Raw genomic sequence first — 22,069 nt, 5'->3', positions numbered from 1 at the left:
TCCCTGCGCTCCGCGTTGTTCCCCGTCCTGTTTCGCCCCCGGCGAACAGGGCTGCCACGATCGGGTCGTGTTCGACGAACTGCCGGTCACCCGGGTCGCGCGTGCCCCCGGTGACACGACGCCGATCGACCCGGACGGGTGGCCCGGAGAGATCCCTGCCGTGCGCGACCTGCTCGACCACGGGCTCGAGCTCGGCCCGCTGACGGTGCTGGTCGGCGAGAACGGCTCGGGCAAGTCGACGCTCGTCGAGGCGCTCGCGCAGGCGTACGGACTGTCGCCCGAGGGCGGGTCGACCGGTGCCCGCAACTCGACCCGCGAGTCGGAATCGCCGCTGCACCGGGCGCTGCGGCTGCAGCGGGGCATCGGGGCGGCCACGTGGGGGTTCTTCCTGCGGGCCGAGACGATGCACGGCTTCTACACGTACCTCGAGCAGAATCCCTCGATGTCGGGGCCGGGCATCCCGTTCCACGAGTACTCGCACGGCGAGTCGTTCCTCGAGGTCCTGGCCGACCGGTTCACGAGCCCCGGCTTCTACGTTCTCGACGAGCCGGAGTCGGCGTTGTCGTTCACGGGGTGCCTCGCCCTCGTCGACCTGCTGCACGACATCGCCTCGGTCGGCCGCCGGCAGGCGGTCGTCGCCACGCACTCCCCGATCGTCGCCGCGACGCCGGGCGCGCGCATCCTCGAGGTGGGCGAGTGGGGGTTGCGGGAGTCCGCCTGGGAGGACCTCGACCTCGTGCAGAACTGGCGCGGGTTCCTCGACGACCCGCAGCTGTACCTCAACGCGCTGCTGGAGGAATAAGCACTGGCCCCTCGGCTGATGATCGACCCATGACCGACTGGTTCGCAGGTTCCGTCGCCGCGCAGTACGACGCCGGAGAGGACGAGGAATTCGACCCCGCCGTGGTCAACCGGACGGTCGACGTGCTGGCGGACCTCGCCCGAGGCGGACCGGTCCTGGAGTTCGCGATCGGCACCGGACGGATCGCCGTCCCGCTGCAGGGACGCGGGGTGCCCGTGACCGGCATCGAGCTCTCGCCGGACATGATTGCGCAACTGCGCGCCAAGTCGGCCGACATCGGAGTCGTCGAGGGCGACATGACCTCGGCCCGCGCCGACGGCACCTATTCGCTCGTCTGTCTCGTCTTCAACACGATCGCCAACGTGACCACCCAGGACGGCCAGGTCGACGTCTTCCGCAACGCCGCCCGGCACCTGGCCGAGGGCGGCCGGTTCGTCGTCGAGGTCTTCGTCCCGGCCCTGCAGAAGCTGCCACCGGGCGATCGCTTCGTGCCCTTCGACGTCACGTCCGGCCACGTCGGCATCGACGAGTACGACGTGACCACACAGGCCATGTGGTCGCACCACGTGACACCCGGCGGCCCGCTGCTGTCGATGCCGTTCCGCTACGCCTGGCCGGCCGAGCTGGACCTCATGGCCCGCATCGCCGGCCTGCGGTTCGAGCACCGCTGGGCCGGCTGGGACCGCGCGCCGTTCACCGCGACGAGCACGAAGCACGTCTCGGTGTGGCGCGCGGCCCCGTGAGGGATCAGCCCTTCAGGTAGGCCTTGCCCTTCGTCACCGCCGCGTAGGCGTCGACCGAGCCGTGGCCGTAGAAGCCGTTGTACGCGGACGTCCCCACACAGGTGGCCGTGAACGAGGCGTCCCGGCCCTCCTTCGTGTAGTCGACCGTCGCCGGTACCGGGCACGGGATCTCGAAGGCGGTGCCCTCGAGCACCCGCTGCACGGCCGCCGGGGCCATGCCGAAGCCGCCCTTGCCGGGCTTGCCGTACTGGCTGACGATCAGCGCCGCCACGCCCGCCGCGTGCGGAGACGCCATCGAGGTGCCCTGCAGGAACTGGTAGTAGCCGCAGACCGTGCCCTTGCAGCTCTTCTGGACACCGGCGGCGACGCCCGCCTCGGTGATCTCACCGGTGGCGGCGTCGACGGCGCCCTCGGCGATCGCGACGTTCTTCGGGTACGCCGAGAGGATCAGGTTCTCGTTCGTGCGGTACCAGGACGTGCCGTACCCGTCACGGAACCAACCACCTGGCGCCGACACCGAGATGTGCTGGCCGTAGTTCGAGTAGTCGGCCTTGGCGCGCGACGGACCGTAGGAGCCGACGCCGATCGCGTGCGGGCCCTCGACGGGGAACGAGAAGCAGGTCGCGTCGTCGATCGGGCGCGGGTGCGTCGAGTTCGACGGGTAGTCGGGGCTGGTCGTGTCCGCGGGCGGGTTGCCGAGGTCGCTGTGCTCGTTGCCGAGTGCGGCGACCTGGGTGACGCCGTTGCGGTAGGCGTAGTTCATCGCACGCTTCATCGCGGTGATGACGAGCTGCTGCTGCTCCTGCTCGGCCGGGCTGTCGGCCGGGTTGGACGTGCAGTTGTACAGCCACGGGTCCACGTAGAACGACATGTTGACGACGTCGATGCCCGCGTCCGCGGAGTAGGTCAGTGCGTCGACGACCGGCTGCAGGAAGAAGTAGCCGGAGTCCTGGCCGGCCCGCACGTTCACCAGCGTGACGTCCGGGGCCACGCCCGAGACACCGAGGCCGTTGACCGCCGCGCCGATGGTGCCGGCGACGTGGGTGCCGTGACCGTTGTCGTCGTGGTCGGCCGGATCGACGCAGCCACGGAACTCGCACGGGCCGTCGACGACCTCGCCGTTCGGGTCGGTCGGGATGTCCTGGGTGAAGTTGCGCGAGAGCTTCGCGTCGAAGTGCGGCGCGATGTCGGGATGGCTGCCGTCGACGCCGGTGTCGATGATGCCGACCTTGACCCGGCGGTCGCCGGGCTGCACGGTGCGGGCGAGGTCGGAGCGCACCGACTTCAGGCCCCAGAGCTGGCTGTCCAGCGGGTCGAGACCGGCCTGCTTCGCCGCCTTCTTCTTGGCCGCGCTCGGCTTCGTCGCGCGCTCGGTGACGTCACCCGGACGGACGCCGGGCCGGGCCTGCGGGTCCTTGCCGACCGTGACCACCCGGGAGGTGCCCCCGACGGACGGCGCCGCGTCGAGCCGCTGGGTGAAGCCGCGCGACGGCGCGGTCACCGTCAGCAGGCCGATCGCCCGGTTGGCCTTCACGACGGTGCCGCCGCTGGCCCGGACCGCGCGCTCGGCGGCCGCCGTGCCGGACGGGGTCGCCGCCAGGACGTTGTACGAGACCTTCGGACCCCCGAGCGGGGCGGGGGCGGCCTGCGCTCCCGGGCTCCCCACCGCGGCGACGCCACCGGCGGCGACCGCGCAGGCCGCCCCGACGACGGCGGCGCGACGCGCCACCCGCCTGTTGCCGATCCCTGTCATCTGCACACCTTTCGTTCGAATCGCCGCAAGCGGCCAATTCGGACATCCTTCAGGTGGCTGTCAGCGCGCGAAACCCTTCGGCACGGATTCACAGGTCGGACCTTCACCGCATATCGTCCAAACCGGATGACACGGATTACTTGCTCATCTCGCCGTAGAGGTCTATACCTGTTGCGTGGCGTTGCGTTCCGATCAGGTCGAGCAGTACGTCCGCGAGCTCGCCGAGCAGCTGGGCCCGGGAGCCATGCTGCCGGGCGAGCGCGAGCTCGCCGTCAGCTGCGGAGTCTCCCGGATGACCGTCCGCCGTGCTCTCGACGAACTCGAGGCGCGCCGCGTCGTCGAGCGCCGTCACGGCGCGGGGACCTTCGTCCGCCGCCCGTCCGCGGCACAACCGCTGATGGCCACGTCCTTCCACGAGGACATGCGCCGGCGCGGGTACGCACCGGCGTCCCGCCTCGTCGAGGTCACCACCACGACGGCGGCCCGCCTGGCCGACCAGCTCGAGATCGCCCCGGACGGTCCCGTGCTCGTCGTGCGCCGGTTGCGCCTGGCCGACGGCGATCCCATCGCGCTCGAGACGCTGCACGTACCGCTGGAACGCACGCCCGGCCTCACAGGCGACGACCTCGCCGAAGGCTCCTATTACGCACTTCTGCGCGAACGTTTCGGACGGCGCGTCGCCAAGGGTCGCCAGACGGTCGCGCCCGTCGTCGTCGCGGCCGACGACGCCGCCCTGCTGGGCGTCGACGCAGGCACGCCCGCGTTCCGTTTCGTGCGCATCTCGCGCGACCACCGCGGCGACGTCGTCGAGCACGTCGACGCCGTCTACCGCGCCGACCGCTACCTGATCGAGGTCGACATCCTGCCGCCGACCGAGGGGCGTCGATGACGGACGCACCCGTGGACGCACCCGTCGACGTCCTCGTCGATCTCGGCCGGAGCCACGTCCGCGCCCTCGGCGCCGGTGGCACCCCCGTCTTCGTGCCCCGCGGCGCGGGGCTGGTCGACGCGGCGGGTCCGCTCGCCGCCGCGAGGCTGGTGGCCGGTGCGGTGCGCCCGCCGGACGGTCCCTGGCGGCTGGCCGTCTGCGCCCCGGGCGTCGTGACGGCGCCGGCCGCGGCGCAGGAGTTCGCCGACCACCTCGCCGGCTGCTTCGCCGACGACCCCGTCCGCGTGCTCGTCGCGAGCGACTCCGCGGCCTGGCAGGCCGGCGCCTTCGCGGGCGCCGACGGCGCGGCCGTCGCGCTCGGCACCGGGGCCGTCGTCGTCGCCCGGCACGGCGACTCCGTCACCCGCCTGGACGGCCGCGGCCTGCTCCTCGGGGACGTCGGCGGCGGCGCCTGGATCGGCCTGCACGCGCTGCGCACGGCCCGCCCGGGCACCGCGCTGCACGACGCCGCCCTCGCCCGCTTCGGTGACGAGAGCGGCTGGCCGGCACTGCTCGGCGCCCCCGACCTCGCCGCACGGCTGGCCGCGTTCGTGCCCGACGTCCTGGCCGCGGCGGACGGCGGCGACCGCGCGGCCGTCCGCGTGCTCGACGACGCAGCCGCCGGCATCGCGAGGACGCTCGCCGACCTGCCCACCGACCTGCCCACCTGCCTCGTCGGCGGCCTCGCGCCGGTGCTCGCCGCCCGTGTCCGGGCGGCGTCCGACCGCAGCTGGACCGAACCGGCCGGCGACGCCATCGACGGGTTGCGCGCGCTGCTCGACGATCCCGGCCCGTTCGCCGCCGAGATCGTGACCGGCCGGCGCGCGGCCGCCACCCACGACACCGACGTGCTGCCCACGGAGGCGACGGCGCCCGGCACCGACGACCTCGACCTGTGGCCGACCGAGCGGCTCGTCACCCGGCTCGCCGAGGGTCACCTCACCGCGCCGCGGGCCGTGCTCGACGCCGTCCCCGCGCTCACCCGCGCCGCCGACCTCGCCGGGGACGCCCTCGCCGGGTCCGGGCGGCTCGTCTACGTCGGCGCCGGCACGCCCGGCCGGCTGGCCGTCCAGGACGCGGCCGAACTGACACCCACCTTCTCCCTCGACGCGTCCCGGGCGATCGTGCTGCTCGCGGGAGGCCCGTCGGCGGGTTCGACCGCGATCGAGGGCGCCGAGGACGACGAGGTCGCGGGGCGCCGCGACATCGACGCTGCCGGCATCGGCCCGGCCGACGTCGTCGTCGGCATCGCGGCGTCCGGACGCACCCCTTACGTGCTCGCCGCCCTGCGCCGCGCCCGCGAGCTCGGCGCCGCCACCGTCGGCATCGGCAACGTCGCCGGCAGCCCGCTGAGCGCGGTGGCGCAGGTGGCGGTCGAGCTGCTGACCGGACCCGAGGTCATCGCCGGCTCGACCCGCCTCGCCGCGGGCACCGCGCAGAAGATCGCCCTGAACACGCTGTCGACGGCCGCCATGGTCCGCGCGGGTGCGACCTTCGGCCCGTACATGGTCGACATGGTCGCCAGCAACGACAAGCTGCGGCGGCGGGCGTTGCGCATGGTGCGCGCCGCGACCGGCGCCGACGAGTCGACCGCCGCCGCCACCCTCGTCGAGGCCGCCGGATCGGTGCAGGCGGCGATCGTCATGCTGCTGGGCGGGGTCGACGCCGCCACCGCCCGCGCCCGGCTCGCCGCCGGGTCCGTCCGCGCCGCCCTCGCCGAGGCGCCGGTGTCGTCGTGCGGGTGATCGGGATGCTGTCCGGCACGTCGGTCGACGGTCTGGACGTCGCGGTGGCCGATCTCGTGCTCGACGGGGACGCGCTGGAGCTGACGCCGGTGCACGAGCGCACCGTGCCGCTGCCCGACGGCGTGCGCGAGGCCGCACTCGGCGTGCTGCCGCCCGCGACCACCACCGCCGAACAGCTGTGCCGGCTCGACACCGACCTCGGCCGCTTCTGTGCCGACGTCGCCGTCCGTACCGTCCGCGAGCACGGGGGCGAGCTCGTCGCCTCGCTCGGGCAGACCGTCTTCCACTGGGTCGAGGACGGTGTCGCCCGCGGCACGCTGCAGGTCGGCCAGCCCGCCTGGATCGCCGAGGCCACCGGGCTTCCCGTCGTCAGCGACCTGCGGGCGCGCGACATCGCGGCCGGCGGTCACGGCGCCCCGCTCGCCTCGACCCTGGACGCCCTCTGGTTGCGGCGTCCCGGCATCCGGCGTGCCGCCCTGAACCTGGGCGGCATCGCCAACGTCACCGTCGTCAGTGACGAGAGCGTGCTCGCGTTCGACACGGGTCCGGCCAACTGCCTGCTCGACGTCGTCGCCACCCGCGCCGGCCTGCCCGAGGGGTACGACGTCGACGGTCGGCTGGCCGCGTCCGGACGGGTCGACGAGACGATCCTGAACCTCCTCCTCGACGAGCCCTACTTTGCGCAGATCCCGCCGAAATCGACCGGACGTGAGCTGTTCACCGGTGAGTGGCTCGACGCCCGCACCGCCGGCATGGCCGACCCCGACCTCGCCGCCACCCTCGTCGAGCTCACCGCCCGCACCGTCGCCGACGCCTGCCGGGCGCACGGGGTCGCCGAGGTGATCGGCTCCGGCGGCGGCATGCGCAACCCCGTCCTGCGCGACCGCCTCGCCGCCGCGCTCGCCCCGGCGCGCCTGCGCACCACCGACGAGCTCGGGCTGCCCGCCGACGCCAAGGAGGCGCACCTCGTCGCCCTGCTCGGCTGGCTGAGCTGGCACGGCGTCCCCGGCGTCGTGCCCGGCGGCACGGGCAGCCGCGTCCCCCGCGTGCTCGGCCGGTTCAGCCCCGGCGCGGGACCACTGCGCCTGCCCGAGCCGGTGCCCGCCGTCCGGTCGCTGACGGTGATGGCGCGATGACGCTGCTCGACACCGAACTCGCCCAGCAGCCCGATACCGTCGCCCGACTGCTCACCCGGCTGCCCGACGACGTCGCGCGGCTGCGCGAACTCGCCGCGGGGTGCACCGGCGTCACCCTCGTGGCGCGCGGCAGCTCGGACAACGCCGCCCGCTACGGGCAGTACCTCGTGCCCATCCGCTCGGGCCTGCCCGTCACCCTCGCCACTCCGAGCCTCTCGACGGTGTACGGACGCACCCCCGCGATGAGCGGACAGCTCGTCGTCGCCGTCTCGCAATCGGGCCGCTCGACCGACATCGTGACCGTGCTCGCCGAGGCCCGGGCGCAGGGCCGTCCGACGGTCGCGATCACGAACGACCCCGCCTCACCCCTCGCGGCCGAGGCCGACCACGTTCTCGACCTCGACACCGGTCCGGAGCAGTCGGTCGCGGCCACCAAGACCTACACGGCGTCGCTCGTCGCCGTGGCCGGGTTGGCCGTCGCCCTGGGCCCGGCCGACGACGACGCCGCGGCCTGGTCGGACCTCGACCAGCTGCCCGAACTGCTGGCCGCGGGCCTCGACGTCGCCGCCGTACCGGCCCGCGCCACCGCCGCGGCCCTGCACCCGGCGTCCCGCGCGGTCGCCGTCGGACGCGGCCTGAACCTCGCCACCGCGCACGAGACGGCCCTCAAGATCACCGAGCTGACCGGGTTGCAGGTCGTGCCCTACTCCCCCGCCGACCTGCGGCACGGCCCCATCGGCGCGGTCGGACCCGAGGTGCCCGTGCTGCTCGTCGCCCCGGACGAGGCGGCGTCGGCGAGCGTGCTCGAGCTCGTGCCCGACCTGCGTGCCCGCGGCTCGGCCGTCCACGTCATCGGTACCGCCGTCGACGAGGCCGTCACGTCCGTCCCGTCACCCAACGGCGTGCCGCCGTGGCTCAGCCCCGTCGTCGCCGTCGTCCCCGGACAGCTGGTCGCCCGAGCGCTCGCGGAGTCCCGCGGCGTCGACGTCGATCACCCGGGTGGCCTCTCGAAGGTCACCGTCACCCACTGAAGGAGAAGCCGTGCACGACGCCATCAACGTCGCGGTGATCATCGCCTACCTGGTCGTCATCGCGCTGATCGGACTCAAGCTGTCCGGCCGCCAGAAGTCGGCCGAGGACTACTTCACCGGCGAGAAGTCGATGCCGTGGTGGTCGGTGATGGGCTCCATCGTCGCCACCGAGACATCCACCCTCACCGTCATCAGCGTCCCCGGCGTGGCGTACCTGACGAACTTCTCCTACGTGGAGCTCGCTGTCGGTTACATCATCGGCCGCACGCTGGTGTCGTTCGTCCTGCTGCCGCTGTACTTCAAGGGCGGCTTCGTCAGCGCCTACCAGTACCTCGGCGAGCGTTTCGGCCGGCACGTGCAGGGCCTGGCCTCGGTGACGTTCCTCGTCACCCGGCTGCTGGCCGAGGGCGTGCGCCTGTTCGCATCCGCGATCCCGATCAAGTTGCTGCTCGAGGAGCTCGGCGTCTCGGTCAACTACTTCGTGATCATCCTCGTGCTGTCGCTGATCACGGTCGCCTACACCTACGTCGGCGGCATCAAGGCCGTCATCTGGACGGACGTCATCCAGATGACGCTCTACGTCGGCGGCGCGATCGTGTGCATCGTCGTGCTCCTGGGCCACACCGGTTTCGGCGCGCTCGGCGACGCGCTCGACGGCGGCAAGTTCGAGATCTTCCAGACCGACGACTGGTCGTTCTTCAACATCGTCACGAACCCGTACGCGTTCGTCACCGCCGTCGTCGGCGGCGCCATCTTCGGCATGGCCTCGCACGGCTCGGACCAGCTCATCGCGCAGCGCGTGCTCGCCACCAAGAACCTGTCCGACGGGCGCAAGGCCATGATCGGTTCGGGCATCGCGGTCACCGTCCAGTTCGCGCTGTTCTCCCTCGTCGGCGCGCTGCTCTGGGTCTACAAGGACATGAAGCCGCTGCCGGAGGGCGTCTCGTCCGACACCGTGTTCCCCGACTTCGTGCTCAACGGCCTGCCCGTGGGCCTGTCCGGACTGCTCATCGCCGGCATCCTCGCGGCCACGATGGGATCGCTGTCGTCGGCGTTGAACTCGCTGTCCAACTCGACGGTCGCCGACATCATCAACGCCTGGGTCGGGCACAAACCCTCGCCGCAGCAGATGCTGACGATCGCCCGCTACGCGACGCTCGCGTGGACGGCCGTCATGGTCGTGTTCGCGTCGTTGTTCGACGACACGAAGAACCAGGTGATCGTCATCGGCCTGTCGATCACCGGTTACACCTACGGCGCGATGCTCGGCGCGTTCATCCTCGGACTGCTGATCAAGCGGGCCGACCAGGTGGCCGCGGCCGTCGCACTCGTCGTCACCGTCGCGGTGATGGCGTGGATCGTGCTGCGCGTCAAGGTCACCACGGGCGGCGACATCCTCTGGTGGAGCGACGAGGCCGACCCGACGGTCGCCAAGTCGCTCGCGTTCCCGTGGTTCGTGCCGGCCGGCGTCATCATCACCCTCGTCGTCGGCGGGCTGATCTCGCTCGTCCGGCCGCGGACGCCCACACCGACCGCGCCCGAGCGGGAGAAGGTGCTGTCGTGACGACGCGCCGCCAGGTGCTCGGCGCGGGCGTCCTCGGGGTCGCGGCGGCCGCGACGTCCGCGTGCGTCGGGTCGTCGACCTCCGCCGTCGCGTCGACGTCCCCCGTCGCGTCGACATCCCCGCGGCCGCGCCCTCCGGCGGATCGGCCGATGCGGGTGCGCACCGGCCTGATGCGGCTGATCGACGACGACTACCGCATCCTGCGCGGGCGCCGGGTCGGCGTGCTCACCAACCCCACCGGCGTCACCGACGGCCTCGACTCGATCGTCGACGTGATGCACGCGTCGCCGAAGGTCGACCTGCGCGCCGCGTTCGGCCCCGAGCACGGGTTCCGCGGCACCGCGCAGGCGGGCTCGTCCGAGGGGAAGTCCGTCGATCCGCGCACCGGGCTCACCGTCTACGACCTCTACAACCTGTCGTGGCAGCAGATGGTGCCGGTGCTCGAGCAGGCCGGCGTCGACACGGTCGTGTTCGACATCCAGGACCTCGGCGTGCGGTTCTACACCTACGCCTGGACGCTCTACGACGTCATGACCGCCTGCGCGGCGAGCGGTCGTCGCGTGGTCGTGCTCGACCGGCCGAACCCGCAGGGCGGCAACCGCGTCGCGGGGCACCGCCTCGATCCCGCACTCGAGACGTTGATCGGCCGCGAGCCGACCGTGCAGCAGACCGGCCTGACGATCGGCGAGTTCGCGCGGCTCCTCGCCGCCGAGTACCTGCCCGCGCGGGCCGGCAACCGGCTCGACCTGCAGGTCGTCGCGATGGACGGCTGGCGGCGCGACCGTCCCGGTGACATGGGCGGCCTGCGCTGGGTCGCCCCGTCGCCGAACATCCCGACGATCACGTCGGCGCTGGTCTACGTGGGCACCTGCTTCTTCGAGGGCACCAACCTCTCGCAGGGACGCGGCACCACCCAGCCCTTCGAGCTGATCGGAGCGCCCTACGTCGACGAGAAGTGGGTCGCGGCGCTGCGGGCGGCGAGGCTGCCGGGTGCGGAGTTCCGCGAGGCCGCCTTCGCGCCGACGTCCGCCGCCTACGCCGGCGAGGTGTGCCGGGGCGTGCAGACCTACGTCACCGACCCGTCCGCCTTCGACGCCGTGCGGACGGGCGTGACCATGCTCAAGACCGTCCACGACCTGTACGGCGGCGACTTCGCCTGGCGCAACGACGGCGGCGCGCACCCGTTCTGGATCGACAAGCTGTCGGGCGACTCGGCCGTCCGCACCGGCATCGACGCGGGGCGCAGTGCACACGACATCGTCCGCGGCATGCAGCCCGACGTCGACAGCTTTCGCGCGCAGCGGCGCAAATACCTGATCTACACCGAGGGAGCCCGATGATGCGACGTGCTGTCGCGACCCTGGCCGCCGGCCTGACCTTCGTCGGCACCGCAGCTGCCACCGCGATGCCGGCGCCGCCCGACCGAGAGCAGAACTCGCCGACGCAGGTCGTGCCCGCGCCGTCGTCCGCCCTCGGCGCGATGCTCGGGCACCCGGTGCGCACGTTGCGCCACGGCACCCCACGCAGCGCCGGCTTGCTGCCCGCGTCCGTCGACCGCATCGGAGCGGACGTCGAGGCCGGCATGAAGCCGCAGGGCACCGGTCACCACCCGCTGTTCCCCGGCGGGGTCGCCCTGGCCGCCCACGACGGGGTCGTGGTGCACGAGTCGGCGCACGGTTACGCGTCGCTGTACGCGAACGCCACCGACCTGCTGCCCCCCGACCAGCGGGTGCGCACGCGCACGAACACCATCTACGACCTCGCGTCGCTGTCGAAGCTGTTCACCGCGATCGTCGCGATGCAACTCGTCGACGACGGACGCCTCGACCTCGACGCCCGGGTCACGCGTTACCTGCCGACGTACGGGCAGAACGGCAAGCAGCGCATCACGATCCGCGAGCTGCTGACGCACACCTCAGGCCTCAAGCCCGACCCGGTGCCCGCGCTGTGGCAGCTGCCGAAGGACGAGCGCGTGCCGGCGATCCTCGCGGAGAAACCGGTGGCCGCGCCGGGCACGACCTACACGTACAGCGACCTCAACATGATGTCGATGCAGCTGGTGGAGCAGGCCGTCACCGGCAAGCGGCTCGACGTGCTCGTGCGCGACGGCATCACCCGTCCGCTGCGCATGACCAGCACGATGTACAACCCACCGGCCCGGTTGCTGCCGCGCATCGCCGCCGAGGAGTACCAGACCGTGCCCGACCGGGGCACCGGCCCGGGCATCGTGCGCGGCCAGGTGCACGACGAGAACGCGTGGGCGCTCGACGGCGTCGCCGGCCACGCCGGTGTGTTCTCCGACGCCGACGACCTCGCGACGCTCGCGCAGACGCTGCTCAACGGCGGCACCCACGCAGGGCACCGCATCCTGTCCCGCGGGGCGGTGCAGGCGCTGATGACCAACCTCAACCAGGCCTTCCCGGGCGACGACCACGGCGTCGGGTTCGAGCTGTACCAGCCCTGGTACATGGGTGCGCTCGCGACGCCGTACACGATCGGGCACACCGGCTTCACCGGCACGACCTTCGTCGTCGACCCGACGACGAACTCGTTCGCCATCCTGCTGACCAACCGGGTGCACCCGAGCCGCGACTGGGGCTCGATCAACCCCGTGCGGGCGGCGGTCGCCGACGACCTCGCCGCCGCGATCCCGGTCGAGCCGGCGCAGGGCGCCACCGACTGGTACGCCGGCATGGCCGATGCCACGACATCGACGCTGCAGGTGCCGCTCCCCGCCGCCGCGAGCGACGGCGACCGGCTCGCGTTCGACCTCTGGTACGACACCGAGCCCGACGCCGACGTCCTCACGCTCGAGCAGTCGGCCGACGGCACGACATGGACACCCGTCCCGTTCGCGCTGCGCACCAGGAGCGGTGACCTGCCCGCCACCGGCGGCGCGATCTCCGGCTACGGCCGCCACCGCTGGTGGCGCGCCGACGCCGTGCTCGCCGCGGGCACCACGCAGCTGCGCTGGGTGTACACGACCGACACCCGCTACCACGGCCTCGGTGTGCGGCTGGACGGCATCCGCGTGCTGTCCGGCGGACCCACCGGCAGCGGCGTTGCGTTCGACACCGCCCGCCGCGCCGACCTCGCGCGGGTGAGCACCACCGGGTTCGTCCCGACGTCCCACTGACCGGCACCACCGATAGTTCGGAGGAAGCATGAGCAGCAGAAGGATCAGGGCGGCGGTGGCCGTGTGCGCGATGGCAGCGGGTGCGCTCGCGGCCACGACCACCCCCGCAGCCGCCGCGCCCGACCGCGTCACGCAACTCATGAAGTCGATGACGCTGAAGGAGAAGATCGGTCAGCTGTTCGTCACGTACGCGTACGGGACGACCGCCGACACCACCGACCCCGCGGCGGTGAAACAGAACCAGACGCTCTACGGCGTCGACAACGGCGCGCAGCTGGTGCGCAAGTACCACCTCGGCGGCGTCATCTACTTCACCTGGGCCAACACCCTCACCGACCCGCGCACCATCGCGACCCTGTCGAACGGGTTGCAGCACGCGGCGGTCACGTCCGGGGCGAAGGTGCCGCTGCTGACGACCATCGACCAGGAGGGCGGACGGGTCGTGCGCATCGGCGCCCCGCTGGCCGTCGCGCCCGGCAACATGGTGCTCGGCGCGGGACGGGACACGCAGCGCACCTACGACACCTACCGGGCGACGGCGAAGCAGCTGAACGCCCTCGGCATCAACGTCGACGACGCACCGGTCGTGGACACGAACACCAACCCGAACAACGCGGCGGACGGGTCGCGCGCGTTCAGCGACGACCCGCAGCTGGTCGCGACCCACGGCGCCGCGGCGGTCAAGGGCCTGCAGGACAGCCACGTCGCCGCCGTCGCCAAGCACTTCCCCGGCCTCGGCAGCACGTCGGTCAACACCGACGACGGCGTGGCGGTCAGCAACCAGAGCCGCGCCGACTTCGAGAAGTACGACGTGCCGCCGTTCAAGGCGGCCATCGCAGCGGGCACCGACCAGATCATGGCCGCGCACATCGTGGCCCCCGCCCTCGACCCGAGCGGCAAGCCCGCCAGCCTGTCGAAGCCGATGGTCACCGGCATCCTGCGCAAGCAGCTGCACTACAACGGTCTCGTCGTCACCGACGCGCTCGACGCGCAGGCCCTGCAGGACTACACCGTGCCGCAGCGCGTCGTGCTCGCGATCAAGGCCGGCGTCGACCAGCTGCTCATGCCGCCGCAGTTCGACAGCGCCTACAACGCGATCCTCGACGCCGTCCGTTCCGGCGACATCTCGCGAGCGCGCATCGACCAGTCGGTGCGTCGCGTGCTCACCGCGAAGCAGAAGCTCGGCCTGTTCGACTCGCACGAGGTCGACGAGACCCGCGCCGCCGCCCGCGTCGGCACCGTCGGTCAGCTCGCCACCATGAAGGCGGCCGCCGCCCACGGCGTCACGCTGTACCGCAACGCCGACCGCACCCTGCCGCTCGCGCCCAACTCGGGCAAGAAGGTGCTGGTGACCGGGTACGGCGTCTCGACCGGTGCCACCCTCACTGCCGACATCGCGGCCAAGGGCGTGCAGGCGACCAACGTGTACACCGGCAGCGCGCCGTCCGACGCGACGATCGACAAGGCGGTCGCGGCAGCGAAGCAGAACGACTACGCCGTCGTGATCAGCAACGACGCCTGGAACGACCCGCAGCAGCGCAAGCTGGCCGCAGCGGTCGAGGCGACCGGCACGCCGACCATCGTGCTCGCCACCGGCGCGCCGTACGAGCTCGGCTACACGCCGAACACGCCGACGTTCCTCGCCTCGTTCGGCTACCAGGCCCCGTCGCTGCAGGCGGCCGCCGATGCCATCTTCGGCGCGAACCCGTCCGGACGCTCGCCGATCACCATCCGCACCCCGGACGGGAAATCCGTCGTCGCCGCGCTCGGCTACCGCCTGCGCTACTGACTGGCACCGTCCCCGGTTGACTGGCGACCTCGGACGCTGACTGGCCGACTTCAACCCGCCAGTCAGCCACAGAGGTCGCCAGTCAACTCACGAAGCGACCAGCCGGCCGGGGTCAGCTCAGGGTCTCGTCCAGCTCGCCCAGGGACGAGATGAGGTCCAGGTTCGCGGTGTAGTCGACCGGGCACGCGATGACGGAGACGGTGTCGTCGGCGAGGGCCTGCCGCAGCGTCGGCAGCAACTCGCCGGCGGCGCCGATCCGGTACCCCTTCGCGCCGAAGCTCTCGGCGTAGGCGACGAAGTCGGGGTTGCCGAAGGCGGTGTCGACGTTCTTGCCGATCTCGAGGTCCATCTTCCAGCTGATGAGGCCGTAGGCGTCGTCGACCCAGATCAGGATCACCATCGGCACGTGCGTGCGCAGCGCCGTCTCGATCTCCTGCGAGTTCATGAGGAACGCGCCGTCGCCGGTCGCGACGAGCACCTTCGACTGCGGACGCGCGATCTTCGCCCCGATCGCGCCGGGCACCGTCCAGGCCATCGTCGACAGGCCGTTGGAGATCAGGCAGGTGTTCGGCTCGTACGTCGGGTAGAGCCGCGCCATCCACATCTTCAGCGCGCCGGTGTCGACGAGCGCGATGTCGTCACGGTCCAGCGCGGCGCGGGTGTCGGCCACGATGCGGGCGGGCGCGAGCGGGAAGCGGTCGTCGGCGGCGCCGTTCGCGAGTTCGGCGCGCAGCAGCTCGCGGATGCGCTCTCCCCCGGACGGCGCGTACTCGACCTCGCCCACCGCGTCGGCGAGCGCGTCGAGGCTGCGGCCGATGTCCGACACGAGCCCGACGGCGACGTCGTAGTGGGCGTCGACCTCGGCCGCGAAGCGGTGCACGTGAATGATCTTCTTGTCGCCGCGGGGGTTGATGCGGACGGGGTCGAACTCCTGCAGTTCGTAGCCGACGGCCACGATCACGTCCGCGGAGTCGAACCCGAAGTTGGCGTAGTCGTGGCGCATGAAACCGACGGCGCCGAGCGCGAGCTCGTGGTCGTCGTCGAAGACGCCCTTGCCGTGGAACGTCGTCGCCACCGGCACCCGCAGCCGCTCGGCGAACCGGGTCAGTGCGGCGGACGCGTCCGAGCGGGCCGCGCCGTGGCCGGCGAGCACCACGGGATTGCGCGCCTCCTTCAGCACCGCGGCGGCGCGGGCGACCTGTTCGGGGGACGGTTCCTCCGGCCGCGGGACGTTCACGTGCAGCGCGACCGCGTCCGTGTCGACCGGCGCCTCCTCGACGTCCTCGGGCACCGCGAGGTACACCGCACCCGGACGTTCGGTCTGCGCGAGCTTGAACGCCTTGCGCACCATCTCGGGCACCGCGCCGGGCGTGATGACCAGCTCGGACCACTTCGTGACCGGGGCGAACATCGACACCAGGTCGACGCCCTGGTGCGACTCCTTGTAGCTGCGGTGGTTGCCCACCTGCGCGCTGAGCGCGACGACCGGGGTCGAGTTCGTCGTCGCGTCGGCGACGCCGAGCAGGAGGTTGATCGCCCCCGGCCCGAGCGTCGCCGAGCAGACGCCGGCCTTGTCGGTCAATCGTCCGTACGTCTCGGCCATGAAGGCCGCGCCCTGCTCGTGCCGGGTGAGGACGTACTCGATCGTCGAGCGCGACAGCGCCTCGACGAATCGGATGTTCTCCTCACCCGGGATGCCGAAGACGTGGGTCACGCCCTCGTTCTCGAGGCACTCGACGAGCAGGTCGGCCGCCGTGCGGCGCGAAGGATCGGTCACCTGGCCGATCGTGGCACGTGCGGCATGATCGCGTTCGGCGGGATGACGCCGAGGCGACCTGCGCGATAGTCGTCCATCGCCGCCTGCAGCTCCTCGCGGGTGTTCATGACGAACGGTCCGTACTGCACGACCGGCTCCCCGATCGGCTCGCCGCCGAGCAGGATGACCTCCATCGACGACGTCCGGCTGTCCTGCGTCGCGTCGGCGGCGAGGGTGATGCGGTCGCCCTTGCCGAACACCGCGAGCTGGCCGGCGTGGATCTCGTGGCCCTGCGTGCCGGCGGTGCCGGAGCCCGCGTAGACGTAGGCGAGCGCGTTGTAGCTCGCCTGCCACGGCAGCGAGAGCTGCGCGCCGGCGGTGATCGAGGCGTGCAGCAGCGTGATGGGCGTGTGCGTCGAGCCCGGTCCGACGTGACCGTCGACCTCACCGGCGATGACGCGCAGCAGCGCACCGCCGTCCGCACTGGCCAGCAGCAGCAGGTCGGACGCCTCGACGGGCTGGTACGCCGGCTGCGTGAACTTCTCGGCGGCCGGCAGGTTCACCCACAGCTGGAAGCCGTTGAACAGCCCGCCGTCCTCGACGAGCTTCTCCGGCGGGGTCTCGATGTGCAGCAGCCCGGAGCCGGCGGTCATCCACTGCGTGGAGCCCTCGCTGATGACCCCGCCGCCGCCGTGGGTGTCCTGGTGCACGAACTGTCCGTCGATCAGGTACGTGACGGTCTCGAAGCCGCGGTGCGGGTGCCAGTTGGTGCCCCTGGGCTCGCCGGCGGCGTAGTCGACCTCGCCCATGTGGTCCATCATGATGAACGGGTCGAGGTAGCGCTGGTTGATGCCGGCCATCGTGCGCCGCACCGGGAACCCCTCGCCCTCGTAGCCCGTCGGGCCGGTCGAGACGGCCAGCACCGGACGCTCGCTGTCGCCCAGTCCCGCGCTCTTCACGCGCGGCAGGGCCAGGGTGTCGGCAGTGATCGCAGCCATCGTCGTGTCCTTTCGTCGATGTCGTTGCATGCGCAACTGCTTCGGCAACCAGCGTAGCGGGCAGGCTATTCCGCGGACCCACACGCGAAGGAGTGACACGACCGATGCTGTTCGGCAAGGAGCACGTGGAGCGGTACGAGGCGACCGACGGCGAGGAGGGCTACCACTGGGAGAAGGGGACGACGATCCTGCTTCTCCACACCACCGGACGGAAGTCGGGCAAGGACTACACCCATCCGCTCATCTACCGCGAGTGGGGCGACGCGTACCTGATCGTGGCGTCCAAGGGCGGCGCGCCCGAGGCCCCCGACTGGTTCAAGAACATCGAGAAGGACCCCACCGTGGTGGTCCAGATCAAGGCCGACAAGTTCACCGCGGACGCGCGCGTCGCGAACGCCGAGGAGCGGCCGAAGATGTGGCAGCACATGGTCGAGGTATGGCCCGACTACGAGGACTACGCGAAGAAGACCGATCGCGAGATCCCCATCGTGGTGCTCGACCGGGTCGGCTGAGCGCACCGATCCCAGGTTGACCGGCATGCCAGGGTGGACGCATGTCGGATGAGGGCGCCACCGAGCAGACCAAGGATGCGTTCCGCGAGGCACTCGAGCGCAAGAAGGGCAAGAAGCACCCGCACGAGGAGGCCTCGCAGGCCGACGCCAAGGTGCACGACGCCCACGGCGCTGCGGGCGGCAAGCGGGTGCACCGCCGCAAGAGCGGCTGAGTGGCGGGATTCTCGGGGCGGCACGCGCTCGTCACGGGGGCCGCGAGCGGCATCGGCCGGGCGGTGGCCGAACGGCTGGGACGTGACGGCGCGCTGTTGCACGTCACCGACCTGTCGGACGACGCCGTCGCCCGCACCGCGTCGTCGCTGCGCGCCGGCGGGGCGACCGTCGTGACGGCGCAGGCTGCCGACGTCACCGACATCGACGCCGTCCGCCGGCTCGCCGCGACCGTCCACGCGAGCACCCCGGCGGTCGATGCCGTGCTCAACGTGGCGGGCATCGCCATCTGGGGCACCGTCGACGCGATGAGCCACGAGCAGTGGCACCGGGTCGTCGACGTGAACCTCATGGGGCCGATCCACGTCATCGAGACGTTCGTCCCGTCGATGACCGGGCACCGACAGCGCGGGCAGAAACGGCATCTGGTCAACGTGTCGTCCGCTGCCGGCCTCATCGGTCTGCCCTGGCACGCCGCGTACAGCGCGAGCAAGTTCGGCCTGCGCGGCGTCAGCGAGGTGCTGCGCTTCGATCTCGCGCGCCACGGCATCGCGGTGACGCTCGCCTGCCCCGGCGGCGTCGACACCCCGCTCACCGACACGCTGCAGGTCGCGGGCGTCGACACCTCCACGCCCGAGTTCGCGCGGTTACGCGCGACATTCCGTCGCCGCGCCGTCTCGCCCGAGCTCGCCGCCGATCGCATCGTCGACGGCATGTACGCCCGTCGCCCGCTGGTGTTCACCTCGCCCGACATCCGCTGGTTGTTCGCGCTGCAGCGACACAGCCCGCGCGCCTACGGCCTGCTCATGCACGCCGGCAACCGGCTGGCGTCCCGCGCGGCCCGGAGGCTGCCGTGACGCCGCGGGTGCGCCCCGGTCGCCTCGGCGAGATCGGGCCGATCGCGTGGGTGCTCAGCCGCGGTGGCGGACGGCTCGCGGGCACCGAACCGATGGACCTCTTCCGGGTGCTCGGACGCCATCGTCCGCTCTTCCGCGGCTGGCTGCACTTCGCCGGGCGGCTCATGCCGGGCGGACGGCTCCCCCGCGCCGACAGCGAGCTGGTGATCCTGCGCGTCGCACACCTGCGCGGCTCGGACTACGAGTGGCGGCAGCACGAACGCATCGGACGCCGCGCCGGCCTCACCGACGACGACCTCTCGCGCGTCACCACCGACGAAGCGGACGGGTGGGATCCGCGCCGTCGCGCGATCCTCGCCCTCGTCGACGAGCTCGTCACCACCCGTGACGTCACCGACCCGACCTGGGCCGCCGTCCGCGAGCACCTGGACGAGCGCGAGGCGCTCGAACTGGTGCTGCTCGCAGGGCACTACGACATGCTCGCCGCCGCCATCGCCGCGCTGCGCATCACGCCCGAGCCGCCGCGCCGCTGACCCGCCGGGCGCGGCCGGCACCGGCACGGGATGATGCCCGCATGCCCAAGCGCACCCCCAGCGACCTGCTCAACCTGCCCGGCCGCGTCGCGTCCGCGGGCACCGAGGTGACGCTGGCGCTGAGCAAGCTGCTGTCGCCGTCCGGCATGCTCGGCAAGCTGTTCGCCGACAACGGCCCGCTCGACCGCCTGCTGGCGCGCGGCGGCCCGCTCGACATGCTCACCGAGCCGGGCGGTCCGCTGGAACGGCTCATCGAGCCCGGCGGCGCGCTCGACCGGGTCACCGCCAGGGGCGGCCTGCTCGAGCGGGTTCTCGAGCCGGGTGGGCTCACCGACCGGTTGCTCGAGGACGGCGGCTTCGTCGACAAGCTCGTCGCCCACGGCGGCACCCTGGACCAGCTCGTGGCGCTGGGACCGAAGCTGGAACAACTGCTGCCGCAGCTGGAGCAGCTCATGCCGCGGCTCGAGGAGCTGTCGTCGAAGATCCCCGAGCTCACCGACGCCATCGACACGCTCGGCGAGGTCGTCGTCCCGCTGTCGGAGCTCGCCGACCGCCTGCCCGGCGCCCGCAAGCGTCGCGCGGCCGCCGAACGCGACGAGGGCTGAGCCGGTTCGTCCGGCTCAGCCCTCGTCACAGCGTTCTGCGGGTCAGCCCGCGGCGTCGTCCAACCCCTTGGCGACGCGGCGGTGCGCGTCCCAGATCTCCTCCGGCAGGTCCCGGAAGGCCTCGAGGTGCTCCTGGCGGTGCGCCATCTCCTGCTGCCACCGGGCCACGTCGATGGTCAGGATCGAGTCGAGGTCGGCGAGCGCCCGCTCGTCGAGGCCGTCGAGCAGCAGCTCGTCACGGGCCGGGATGACACCCACCGGCGTCTGCACGCCCTTGACCTCGCCGTTGCGGTACTGCATCAGCCACACCAGCGGCCGCAGGTTCTCGCGGTAGCCGGGCCACAGGAAGTGCCCGTCCTCGGACGACCGCTGGAACCAGTTGACGTGGGCGAAGATCGGCTTCGTCGTCGCGCGGCCGATGACCTCGAGCCAGTGCGCCGCGTAGTCGCCCTCGCCGTAGGACATGAACGGACGCATCGACATCGGGTCGTAGCGCAGCACGCCCTCGAGCCCGTCCGCGGCGGCGGTCGCCTCGGCGCCCAGCGTCAGCCCGTCGTACACGCCCTCGGCGACGTCCTCGATCGCGCGCACCAGCGGCTCACGGTCGCGCGTGCGGCCGCCGAAGATGATGCCGTGGATCTCGACGCCCTTGGGGTCCTCGAAGTCCTCGGCCACGTTCGGCACGTTCGCCAGCGTCGTGGTGAACCGGCTGTTCGGGTGGGCCCACGGCGCCTCGGCGTCGTCGGGTGACCGGTCGGCGATGCGCTCGCCCTTCCAGTCGAACCAGCCGTCGAGGTCGGTCGGCTTCGGGCCCTTGCCCTCCCACCAGACGTCCTGCGTCTTCTCGTTGTAGGCGACGTTGGTGAAGATCGCGCCCGTGCCCGGCACGATCGAGTCGATCGCGGTCGGGTTGGTCTTCTCGTTGGTGTCCTTCGCGACCCCGAAGACGCCGTTCTCGGGGTTCATGCCGTAGAGCTTGCCGTCGTCGCCCACCCACAGCCACGCGATGTCGTCGCCGTAGAACTCGACGTGGTACCGATCGCCCAGGGCGTCGGGAGCGAGCGTCATGGCGAGGTTCGTCTTGCCGGACGCGCTCGGGAAGCCACCGCAGACGTGGTACTTCGTGCCGGTCTGCTTGTCGACGATGCCCAGCAGCATGAACTGCTCGACGAGGAAGCCGTTCTTCCAGCCGTCGTAGGAGCCCTGGCGCAGCCCGTGCGCGATCTTGCCCAGCAGCGCGTTGCCGCCGTAGGACGAGCCGAAGTGCAGGATCGTCCGCTCGTCGGCGACGGTGACGAAGTAGCGCTGGTCGTCGGGCGTGCCCTGGCCGAGGTTCTCGAGGTCACCGGTCACGTGCACCGCGTGCACGAACGAACCACCCAGGTCGTTGACGTACTCGACGCCCACGCGTGCCATGCGGATCATCTGCAGCACGACGTTGCGGTTGTCGGTGAGCTCGATGCCCGCGGCGAACCTCTCCAGCGGCGAGCCCTTCGGCGCCATCAGGTAGGGGATGACGTACATCGTCTTGCCCGCCGACGCGCCCGTCATGAGCTCGATCAGCTTCGGCTTCATCTCCGACGACGGCCGCCAGTTGTTGTAGACACCCTTGTCGCCCTCGTCCGCGGTCGCGACGATGGTGCGCTCCTCGGCCCGGGCGGTGTCCTTGTAGTAACTGCGCGAGTAGTACCGGCCCTCGCCGACCGGCAGCAGCTCCCCGGCGTCCAGCGCCTCCGCGATCAGACGCTCGTCGTCCGCGGCGCCCACGACCTCGATGCGATCCGGCCTGGTCACCTCCGCCCAGTGCTTCACGTACTCACGGGCCTGCGGGTTGGTGAGTCCGGCGCGATCCAACTCGACGTCGATGTCGACCATGGGCGGACGAGCTCCTGTCTGGGGTCGGCGAACGGCCCCGACCGGGGCCGATGTGTGCACCTACTGTCCCGGTCGTCCGCACGCCTGACCACCCGG

At 71.9% G+C, this 22,069-nt stretch carries 19 protein-coding genes; 15 read left to right on the top strand and 4 right to left on the bottom strand.

Features of this window, described 5'->3' with window-relative positions; all coding sequences use genetic code 11:
* Positions 1-67: 67 nt before the first annotated feature.
* The gene (locus tag ACYVP9_RS00750) at positions 68-802 is read left to right on the top strand and encodes an AAA family ATPase (protein ID WP_460602774.1); all 735 of its coding nucleotides are present in this window, start codon (positions 68-70) and stop codon (positions 800-802) included.
* A 29-nt stretch (positions 803-831) separates the two neighbouring features.
* A complete protein-coding gene (locus tag ACYVP9_RS00745) occupies positions 832-1,545 on the top strand; it encodes a class I SAM-dependent DNA methyltransferase (protein WP_460602773.1) in 714 nt (237 codons plus the stop codon).
* A 4-nt stretch (positions 1,546-1,549) separates the two neighbouring features.
* On the opposite strand, the gene ACYVP9_RS00740 is transcribed toward ACYVP9_RS00745, so the two are convergent.
* Positions 1,550-3,298, bottom strand: coding sequence for a S8/S53 family peptidase (locus ACYVP9_RS00740; RefSeq protein WP_460602772.1), 1,749 nt, complete (start codon positions 3,296-3,298; stop codon positions 1,550-1,552).
* A 175-nt stretch (positions 3,299-3,473) separates the two neighbouring features.
* Between ACYVP9_RS00740 and ACYVP9_RS00735 the strand changes: the two genes are divergently transcribed.
* The 8 genes from ACYVP9_RS00735 to ACYVP9_RS00700 are packed head-to-tail and all read left to right on the top strand — an operon-like array spanning position 3,474 to position 14,627.
* Complete coding sequence (locus tag ACYVP9_RS00735) at positions 3,474-4,187, top strand: GntR family transcriptional regulator (RefSeq protein WP_460602771.1); 714 nt, start codon at positions 3,474-3,476, stop codon at positions 4,185-4,187.
* Between the two features lie 11 nt (positions 4,188-4,198).
* Positions 4,199-5,971 (top strand): N-acetylmuramic acid 6-phosphate etherase, encoded by a 1,773-nt coding sequence (locus ACYVP9_RS00730; RefSeq protein WP_460602770.1) that lies wholly within the window; start codon positions 4,199-4,201, stop codon positions 5,969-5,971.
* Positions 5,962-7,107: an anhydro-N-acetylmuramic acid kinase gene (locus tag ACYVP9_RS00725; protein ID WP_460602769.1), complete on the top strand. Its 1,146-nt coding sequence runs from the start codon at positions 5,962-5,964 to the stop codon at positions 7,105-7,107. The genes ACYVP9_RS00730 and ACYVP9_RS00725 overlap by 10 nt, the downstream gene beginning before the upstream one ends.
* Positions 7,104-8,138, top strand: a complete 1,035-nt coding sequence (locus tag ACYVP9_RS00720) for an SIS domain-containing protein (RefSeq protein ID WP_460602768.1) — start codon at positions 7,104-7,106, stop codon at positions 8,136-8,138. The genes ACYVP9_RS00725 and ACYVP9_RS00720 overlap by 4 nt, the downstream gene beginning before the upstream one ends.
* A gap of 10 nt (positions 8,139-8,148) precedes the next feature.
* Positions 8,149-9,702, top strand: coding sequence for a sodium:solute symporter (locus tag ACYVP9_RS00715; RefSeq protein WP_460602767.1), 1,554 nt, complete (start codon positions 8,149-8,151; stop codon positions 9,700-9,702).
* Positions 9,699-11,042, top strand: coding sequence for an exo-beta-N-acetylmuramidase NamZ family protein (locus tag ACYVP9_RS00710; protein WP_460602766.1), 1,344 nt, complete (start codon positions 9,699-9,701; stop codon positions 11,040-11,042). Before ACYVP9_RS00715 ends, ACYVP9_RS00710 begins: the two co-directional genes overlap by 4 nt.
* The gene (locus ACYVP9_RS00705; RefSeq protein WP_460602765.1) at positions 11,039-12,838 is read left to right on the top strand and encodes a serine hydrolase domain-containing protein; all 1,800 of its coding nucleotides are present in this window, start codon (positions 11,039-11,041) and stop codon (positions 12,836-12,838) included. Before ACYVP9_RS00710 ends, ACYVP9_RS00705 begins: the two co-directional genes overlap by 4 nt.
* A 28-nt stretch (positions 12,839-12,866) precedes the next feature.
* Positions 12,867-14,627 carry a glycoside hydrolase family 3 protein gene (locus tag ACYVP9_RS00700; RefSeq protein ID WP_460602764.1) on the top strand — a complete coding sequence of 587 codons (1,761 nt, stop codon included), beginning with the start codon at positions 12,867-12,869 and terminating at the stop codon, positions 14,625-14,627.
* A 112-nt stretch (positions 14,628-14,739) separates the two neighbouring features.
* Here ACYVP9_RS00700 and ACYVP9_RS00695 read toward each other — a convergent pair whose 3' ends face one another.
* Positions 14,740-16,404 (bottom strand): acetolactate synthase large subunit, encoded by a 1,665-nt coding sequence (locus ACYVP9_RS00695; protein WP_460602763.1) that lies wholly within the window; start codon positions 16,402-16,404, stop codon positions 14,740-14,742.
* The gene (locus ACYVP9_RS00690) at positions 16,401-17,381 is read right to left on the bottom strand and encodes a pirin family protein (protein ID WP_460602762.1); all 981 of its coding nucleotides are present in this window, start codon (positions 17,379-17,381) and stop codon (positions 16,401-16,403) included. Before ACYVP9_RS00690 ends, ACYVP9_RS00695 begins: the two co-directional genes overlap by 4 nt.
* A gap of 104 nt (positions 17,382-17,485) precedes the next feature.
* Between ACYVP9_RS00690 and ACYVP9_RS00685 the strand changes: the two genes are divergently transcribed.
* Genes ACYVP9_RS00685 through ACYVP9_RS00665 form a run of 5 tightly spaced genes read left to right on the top strand, consistent with a single transcriptional unit; the run spans position 17,486 to position 20,098 of the window.
* Positions 17,486-17,893 (top strand): nitroreductase family deazaflavin-dependent oxidoreductase, encoded by a 408-nt coding sequence (locus ACYVP9_RS00685; RefSeq protein WP_460602761.1) that lies wholly within the window; start codon positions 17,486-17,488, stop codon positions 17,891-17,893.
* A gap of 41 nt (positions 17,894-17,934) precedes the next feature.
* On the top strand, positions 17,935-18,105 hold the full coding sequence (locus ACYVP9_RS00680) for a DUF5302 domain-containing protein (RefSeq protein ID WP_460602760.1): 171 nt from the start codon (positions 17,935-17,937) through the stop codon (positions 18,103-18,105).
* Complete coding sequence (locus tag ACYVP9_RS00675; RefSeq protein ID WP_460602759.1) at positions 18,106-18,960, top strand: Rossmann-fold NAD(P)-binding domain-containing protein; 855 nt, start codon at positions 18,106-18,108, stop codon at positions 18,958-18,960.
* Complete coding sequence (locus ACYVP9_RS00670) at positions 18,957-19,493, top strand: carboxymuconolactone decarboxylase family protein (protein ID WP_460602758.1); 537 nt, start codon at positions 18,957-18,959, stop codon at positions 19,491-19,493. The genes ACYVP9_RS00675 and ACYVP9_RS00670 overlap by 4 nt, the downstream gene beginning before the upstream one ends.
* A 41-nt stretch (positions 19,494-19,534) precedes the next feature.
* On the top strand, positions 19,535-20,098 hold the full coding sequence (locus ACYVP9_RS00665; RefSeq protein WP_460602757.1) for a hypothetical protein: 564 nt from the start codon (positions 19,535-19,537) through the stop codon (positions 20,096-20,098).
* Positions 20,099-20,140: 42 nt separating this feature from the next.
* Here ACYVP9_RS00665 and ACYVP9_RS00660 read toward each other — a convergent pair whose 3' ends face one another.
* Positions 20,141-21,973 carry a phosphoenolpyruvate carboxykinase (GTP) gene (locus ACYVP9_RS00660; RefSeq protein WP_460602756.1) on the bottom strand — a complete coding sequence of 611 codons (1,833 nt, stop codon included), beginning with the start codon at positions 21,971-21,973 and terminating at the stop codon, positions 20,141-20,143.
* Positions 21,974-22,069: the final 96 nt, after the last annotated feature.

The sequence above is a fragment of the Jatrophihabitans fulvus genome (assembly GCF_054781375.1).
Note: the sequence above shows the minus strand (reverse complement) of the source record. Positions and strands in the feature narration are given on the sequence as shown.

Bases quoted from the DNA above. Each gene is read 5' to 3' on its own strand.
- ACYVP9_RS00660 (WP_460602756.1), bottom strand. From the start codon at position 21,973: ATGGTCGACATCGACGTCGAGTTGGATCGCGCCGGACTCACCAACCCG.
- ACYVP9_RS00665 (WP_460602757.1), top strand. From the start codon at position 19,535: ATGCCCAAGCGCACCCCCAGCGACCTGCTCAACCTGCCCGGCCGCGTC.
- ACYVP9_RS00705 (WP_460602765.1), top strand. From the start codon at position 11,039: ATGATGCGACGTGCTGTCGCGACCCTGGCCGCCGGCCTGACCTTCGTC.
- ACYVP9_RS00685 (WP_460602761.1), top strand. From the start codon at position 17,486: ATGCTGTTCGGCAAGGAGCACGTGGAGCGGTACGAGGCGACCGACGGC.
- ACYVP9_RS00740 (WP_460602772.1), bottom strand. From the start codon at position 3,298: ATGACAGGGATCGGCAACAGGCGGGTGGCGCGTCGCGCCGCCGTCGTC.
- ACYVP9_RS00690 (WP_460602762.1), bottom strand. From the start codon at position 17,381: ATGGCTGCGATCACTGCCGACACCCTGGCCCTGCCGCGCGTGAAGAGC.
- ACYVP9_RS00745 (WP_460602773.1), top strand. From the start codon at position 832: ATGACCGACTGGTTCGCAGGTTCCGTCGCCGCGCAGTACGACGCCGGA.
- ACYVP9_RS00700 (WP_460602764.1), top strand. From the start codon at position 12,867: ATGAGCAGCAGAAGGATCAGGGCGGCGGTGGCCGTGTGCGCGATGGCA.
- ACYVP9_RS00720 (WP_460602768.1), top strand. From the start codon at position 7,104: ATGACGCTGCTCGACACCGAACTCGCCCAGCAGCCCGATACCGTCGCC.
- ACYVP9_RS00680 (WP_460602760.1), top strand. From the start codon at position 17,935: ATGTCGGATGAGGGCGCCACCGAGCAGACCAAGGATGCGTTCCGCGAG.